Source organism: Streptomyces botrytidirepellens (assembly GCF_003721215.1).
GTDB classification, from domain to species: domain Bacteria; phylum Actinomycetota; class Actinomycetes; order Streptomycetales; family Streptomycetaceae; genus Streptomyces; species Streptomyces himastatinicus.
Genome location: NZ_RIBZ01000629.1, coordinates 1 through 4933 on the forward strand (window position 1 = coordinate 1; position 4933 = coordinate 4933).

General features: G+C 74.8%; 6 protein-coding genes. 3 read left to right on the forward strand and 3 right to left on the reverse strand.

Features of this window, described 5'->3' with window-relative positions; genetic code table 11:
* A partial coding sequence (locus tag EEJ42_RS34070; RefSeq protein ID WP_123105950.1) for an ABC transporter ATP-binding protein occupies positions 1–434 on the reverse strand: 434 nt, incomplete at its 3' end.
* Positions 435–544: 110 nt separating this feature from the next.
* Between EEJ42_RS34070 and EEJ42_RS34075 the strand changes: the two genes are divergently transcribed.
* Positions 545–1723, forward strand: a complete 1179-nt coding sequence (locus tag EEJ42_RS34075) for a sensor histidine kinase (protein ID WP_246097564.1) — start codon at positions 545–547, stop codon at positions 1721–1723.
* Positions 1699–2358, forward strand: coding sequence for a response regulator (locus EEJ42_RS34080; protein ID WP_123105960.1), 660 nt, complete (start codon positions 1699–1701; stop codon positions 2356–2358). The genes EEJ42_RS34075 and EEJ42_RS34080 overlap by 25 nt, the downstream gene beginning before the upstream one ends.
* A 16-nt stretch (positions 2359–2374) precedes the next feature.
* Here EEJ42_RS34080 and EEJ42_RS34085 read toward each other — a convergent pair whose 3' ends face one another.
* Complete coding sequence (locus tag EEJ42_RS34085) at positions 2375–3568, reverse strand: flavin-dependent oxidoreductase (protein ID WP_123105954.1); 1194 nt, start codon at positions 3566–3568, stop codon at positions 2375–2377.
* Entirely contained in the window at positions 3565–3936 is a 372-nt protein-coding gene (locus EEJ42_RS34090; protein ID WP_123105956.1) for a YybH family protein, read from the reverse strand. Before EEJ42_RS34090 ends, EEJ42_RS34085 begins: the two co-directional genes overlap by 4 nt.
* 131 nt (positions 3937–4067) lie before the next feature.
* Between EEJ42_RS34090 and EEJ42_RS34095 the strand changes: the two genes are divergently transcribed.
* Positions 4068–4933: LysR family transcriptional regulator (locus EEJ42_RS34095; protein WP_123105958.1), on the forward strand; the 866-nt coding region annotated here is incomplete at its 3' end.

Sequence of the window (4933 nt, forward strand, 5' to 3'; positions counted from 1 at the left end):
CCGGCCCGGTCCGCGAGGCCGACCCGGGCCAGCGCCGCGGCCACCTCGTCCGCGGCGGGGCGGCGCCCGGCCAGACGCAGCGGCAGTTCGGCGTTCTGCGCCGCGGTCAGCGCCGAGACGAGGTTGAAGGACTGGAAGACGAAGCCGACCCGGTCCCGGCGCAGCAGCGTCAGCGCGTTCTCGTCGAGCCCGCCCAGCTCCGTGCCGTCGATCAGCACCTCCCCGGACGTGGGGCGTTCGATGCCCGCCGCGCAGTGCAGCAGGGTGGACTTGCCGGAGCCGGAGGGGCCCATGACGGCGGTCATGGTGCCCGCCGCGAAGCCGATCGTCACCGCGTCGAGGGCGGTGACGGCGTGTTCGCCGGTGCCATGGCGTCTGGTCACCGAGCGCAATTCGACCGGGACGGTGGCCCGGACGGTGGGTGTCGTGGTCATGGATCCAGCCAACCCGGCCCGGGGACGCGGCACATGGGCGCCAGGGCGAGTACGCATACTCCACCTGGCACTACCGCCGACGGGCCGCGGCCCCGCTACCGTCGGACCCCGTGATCCCCCGTACCGTTCCCACGGTCCTCACCCGCGGCCCGCTCGGGCCGCTGCGCACCGGCCGCCCCTGGCGGGCGGTGGGCTATCTGCTGTCCGGCGGGCTGTTCGCGGCCGTCGTCTACGTCGGGCTGGGCGGGCTCCTCGCGGCACCCATCGGGCTGGTGGCCCGGGTGGTCTGCGGGCTTCTGATCGTGGCCTTCGCGGTCGCGCTCGCGGGCCCGTTCGAAAACCGCCGGCTCGCCCTCGTCGTACCCGGTCTGCCGCGCCCGCCGGACACCTGGCGGACGGTCGGCTACGGCGCGGTCTCCGTCCTGGCCGTGGGTTGGGCCGACCTCGCCGTTGTCCTGATCTCCCTGGGCATCCCCGGTGCGCTGCTCCTCACCCCCTTCCAGCCGACCGCCGCGCCCTGGCAGACGGTCGCGGGCCCGGTCGCGGGTGCCCTGCTGCTGCCCGTGGCCGCCTGGCCCATCGGCGCGTGGGCCACGGCGCGCGCCACCGTCGCCCGGGCCGTGCTGGCTCCCGGGGACCACGAACTGCGCGAGGTGGTGCGCTCCCGGGCCCGGCTGGTCGACGCCTTCGAGACCGAACGCCGCCGCATCGAGCGCGATCTGCACGACGGAGCTCAAGTGCGGCTGGTGGCACTCACCATGAAACTGGGCCTGGCCACGCTCGCCCTGCCGCCCGGCAGCGAAGCGGCGAAGGAGGTCGGGGAAGCGCACGACCTGGCCAAGGAGGCGCTGGCCGAGTTGCGGGAGCTGATCCGCGGGGTCCATCCGCAGGTCCTCACCGAACGCGGACTGCCCGCCGCCGTACGGGACATCGCGGGGCGCTCCCCCATCCCCGTCGACCTGGACGTCGACGTTCCGGGGCGGCTGCCGCCCGCCGTGGAGTCCACCGCGTACTTCGTGGCCGCCGAGGGCTTGAGCAACATGGCCAAGCACAGCGGTGCCGGCCGTGGCCGGATCGCCGCCCGGGTCCACGACGGTGTGCTGCGCGTCGACATCGAGGACGACGGGGCCGGCGGCGCCACTCCCGGCCCCGGTACGGGACTCGTCGGGCTCGCCGACCGTATCGCCGCCGCGGACGGCAGAATGCTGCTGTCCAGCCCACCCGGCGGGCCCACCCTCCTGAGAGCGGAGATCCCGTGCCGTCCGTGCAACAGCCCCTCCGTATCGTGATCGCCGAGGACGCCGTCCTGCTGCGTGAGGGCCTGGTCCATCTGCTGGGCCGTTTCGGTCACCGGGTCCGGGCCGCCGTCGGCGACGGCCCGGGACTGCTGGCGGCCGCCCGGGAGCATCGGCCGGACCTGGTCATCGCCGATGTGCGGATGCCGCCCGGCTTCACGGACGAGGGGCTGCGGGCGGTCCGCCGACTCCAGGCCGGGCAGCCGGGCCTGGCGGTCCTCGTGCTCAGCCAGTACGTCGAGCAGACCTTCGCCGAGGAGCTGCTGGAGGACCGCCGCTCCGGTGCGGGCATGGGCTATCTCCTCAAGGAACGCATCGGTGACGTCGAGGAGTTCGCCGATGCCGTCGCCCGGGTCGCGGCGGGCGCCACCGTCGTCGACCCCGAGGTCGTGCGCCAGCTCCTCGCCCGCCGTCGCGATCCGCTGGCCCGGCTGACCCCGCGGGAGCGCGAGGTGCTGGCCCTGATGGCGGAGGGCCGGTCCAACGCGGCGATCGCCCGCCGTCTCGTCGTCACCGAGGCGGCCGTGGCCAAGCACATCGCGGGCATCCTGCTGAAGCTCGACCTGCCGCCCGACGCCCCCGACGACCACCGGCGGGTCCTGGCGGTGCTCGCCTATCTGCGCGCATGAGGCGGGACCGCCGTGTTCAGCGTCGGATCAGGGACGGGCGGGTGTTCAGCGTCTCCACCTCGCTTCCGGTGGCGCGCCGATAGGTGTCGGTGATCCGGGCCAGCTCCCGCGGTCCGCGCCCGCCGTCCCGGTGCATCGCCCGGTTCGCCCGGACGACGGCCGCCGTCGCGTCGCGTCGCGCGGCCTCGTAGCGGGCCGGTCCGCTCCGCAGCCCGTCCGGCGCGGACAGCTCGTACGCCAGGACCCGGGCGTCGACGACGGCCTGGGACGCGCCGTTGGCGCCCACCGGGTACATCGGGTGCGCGGCATCGCCGAGCAGGGTGACGCGACCCCTCCCCCACGACGGCAGCGGGTCCCGGTCGACCATCGGGTACTCCAGGATCTCCCCGCTGCCGGCCAGCAGGGCGGGCACATCGAGCCAGCCGAGCGCCCAGTCCCGGTAGTACGGCAGCACATCGGCCACCCGCCCGGCGCGGTTCCAGCCCGCGTCCCCGGTGAGGGGGCCCGGCTCCGCCACCCGCACCAGGCACACCCAGTTGATGCGGTCGCGGCCGATCGGGTACGCGATCAGCTCGGCGTCCCCGTCGCTCACGATGGCCGCCGAGCGGCCGGTGAGGAACGGCGCGGCCCTGGCCGTACCGCGCCACATCCGGATGCCCGACCACAGCAACGGCCCGTCGTCCGGGTGGAGTTCGGCGCGTACCGCCGAGTGCAGCCCGTCGGCGCCGATGAGCGCCTCGGCGTCCTGCTCCTCGACCGTGCCGGTGGCGCGGTCGAGCACCCGCACCCGGACGCCGTCCGCGTCCTCGGGGCCGTGCGCGAAGCCCGTCACGCGGGCTCCGGTGCGGACCGCGCCGGGGCCCAGCCGCTCCCGGACCGCCGCGAGGAGCAGCAGTTGCAGCTCCCCGCGGTGGATCGAGTACTGCGGCCAGCGGTAGCCCTGTGCCATCCCGCGCGGTTCGCTGAAGATCCGGCGGCCGTGGCGGTCGGCGTAGACGTTCTCGGCGGTGGCCACGCCGAGGTCGGCGAGGCCGTCGCCGAGGCCGAGTTCGGTCAGCTCGCGTACGGCATGGGGCAGCAGGTTGATGCCGACGCCGAGCGGACGGACCTCCCGGGCGCTCTCGACGACGGTGGCCTCGATGCCCGCGGCGTGCAGGCTGAGCGCGGCGGTCAGCCCGCCGATGCCCGCACCGGCGATGAGAACGCTCATGACGCGGGGCGGACCTCGGGGCGGTCGATGACGCGCAGCCAGGTGCCGTCCGGCTCCCGGCGCACGACCTGCACCCGGCCGCCGGTGTTGTCGGAGGACGGGGTCGAGGTGAGGGCGAGGTCGCCGTAGCGGACGGTGGGCAGCGGTTCCTCCTGCCGGAAGGGCTCCGTCGTGTGGTCCAGCAGGGCCTGGCACACGGCGCGGATGGCTTCCCGGCCGACGGTCGCGGATCCCGGCGGGTACGCGAGCACCGCGTCGGGTGCGTACAGCTCGGCCATGCCCTCGGCGTCGCCCGCGTTGGCGCGCTCGACGAACAGCCGGGTCAGGTCCTCGGGGGTGGTGGCGCGTTCGCGCGTCGTCCCTGTCATGTCGGGCCCTCCTGTGTCCTTCTGTGTCCTGCTCTGCCGTGTCCTGCTCTTCCTGTGTCCTGCCTCCACTCTGCGGCCGCCGGGATCAGAAGTCCAAGAGATGGTGAGTCTGGTTGCTAGAATGAACGCTTATGGAACTGCGACAACTCGCCTACTTCGTGGCGGTGGCCGAGGAGCGGAACTTCACCCGGGCCGCGGAGCGGGAGCATGTGGCCCAGCCCGGGGTGAGCGCCCAGATCCGGCGGCTGGAGCGGGAGTTGGGCCAGGAGCTGCTGGACCGCTCGGGCCGCTCGGTGCGGCTGACCGAGGCGGGCGAGGCCGTCCTGCCGTACGCGCGGGCGGCGCTCGCCGCGGTGGAGGGGGCGCGGCAGGCCGTGGACGAGCTGACCGGGCTGCTCCGGGGGCAGGTGGCCGTGGGGACGGTGACCTCGCACACCGCCGACCTGCCGGACCTGCTGGCGGAGTTCCACGACGCCCATCCGGCGGTGGAGATCACCTTGTCCGAGGCCAATTCGGACCAGCTCCTGGACGGGTTGCGGACGGGGCGGCTCGACGCCGCGATCGTCAGCGTCGGCCGGCAGACGCCGCCCGGGATCGAGATGCAGGTGCTCACCGACCAGCCGATCGTCGCGGCGGTCGGTCACGACCACGAGCTGGCCGTCCACTCCTCCGTCTCGCTGGACACCCTGCGCGGACGGGCCCTGATCAGCCTGCCGCCCGGTACGGGGCTGCGCACCCGGCTCGACGAGGCGTGCGCGGCCGCCGGGTTCGCACCGCACATCGCCTTCGAGGCGAGCGATCCGGAGGTGCTGGCCCAGCTCGCCGAACGGGGGCTGGGCGCGGCGATCCTGCCCGGTTCGTTCGCCGAGGCGCGGGCGGACCGGCTGCGGACGGTCCGGATCACCCGGCCGGCGATGCGCGGGCGGCTGGTGTTCGCCTGGCGCGCGGGCGGCCCCAGCGGACCGGCCGGCCGGGCCCTGGTCGCCCGCGCCTGCCC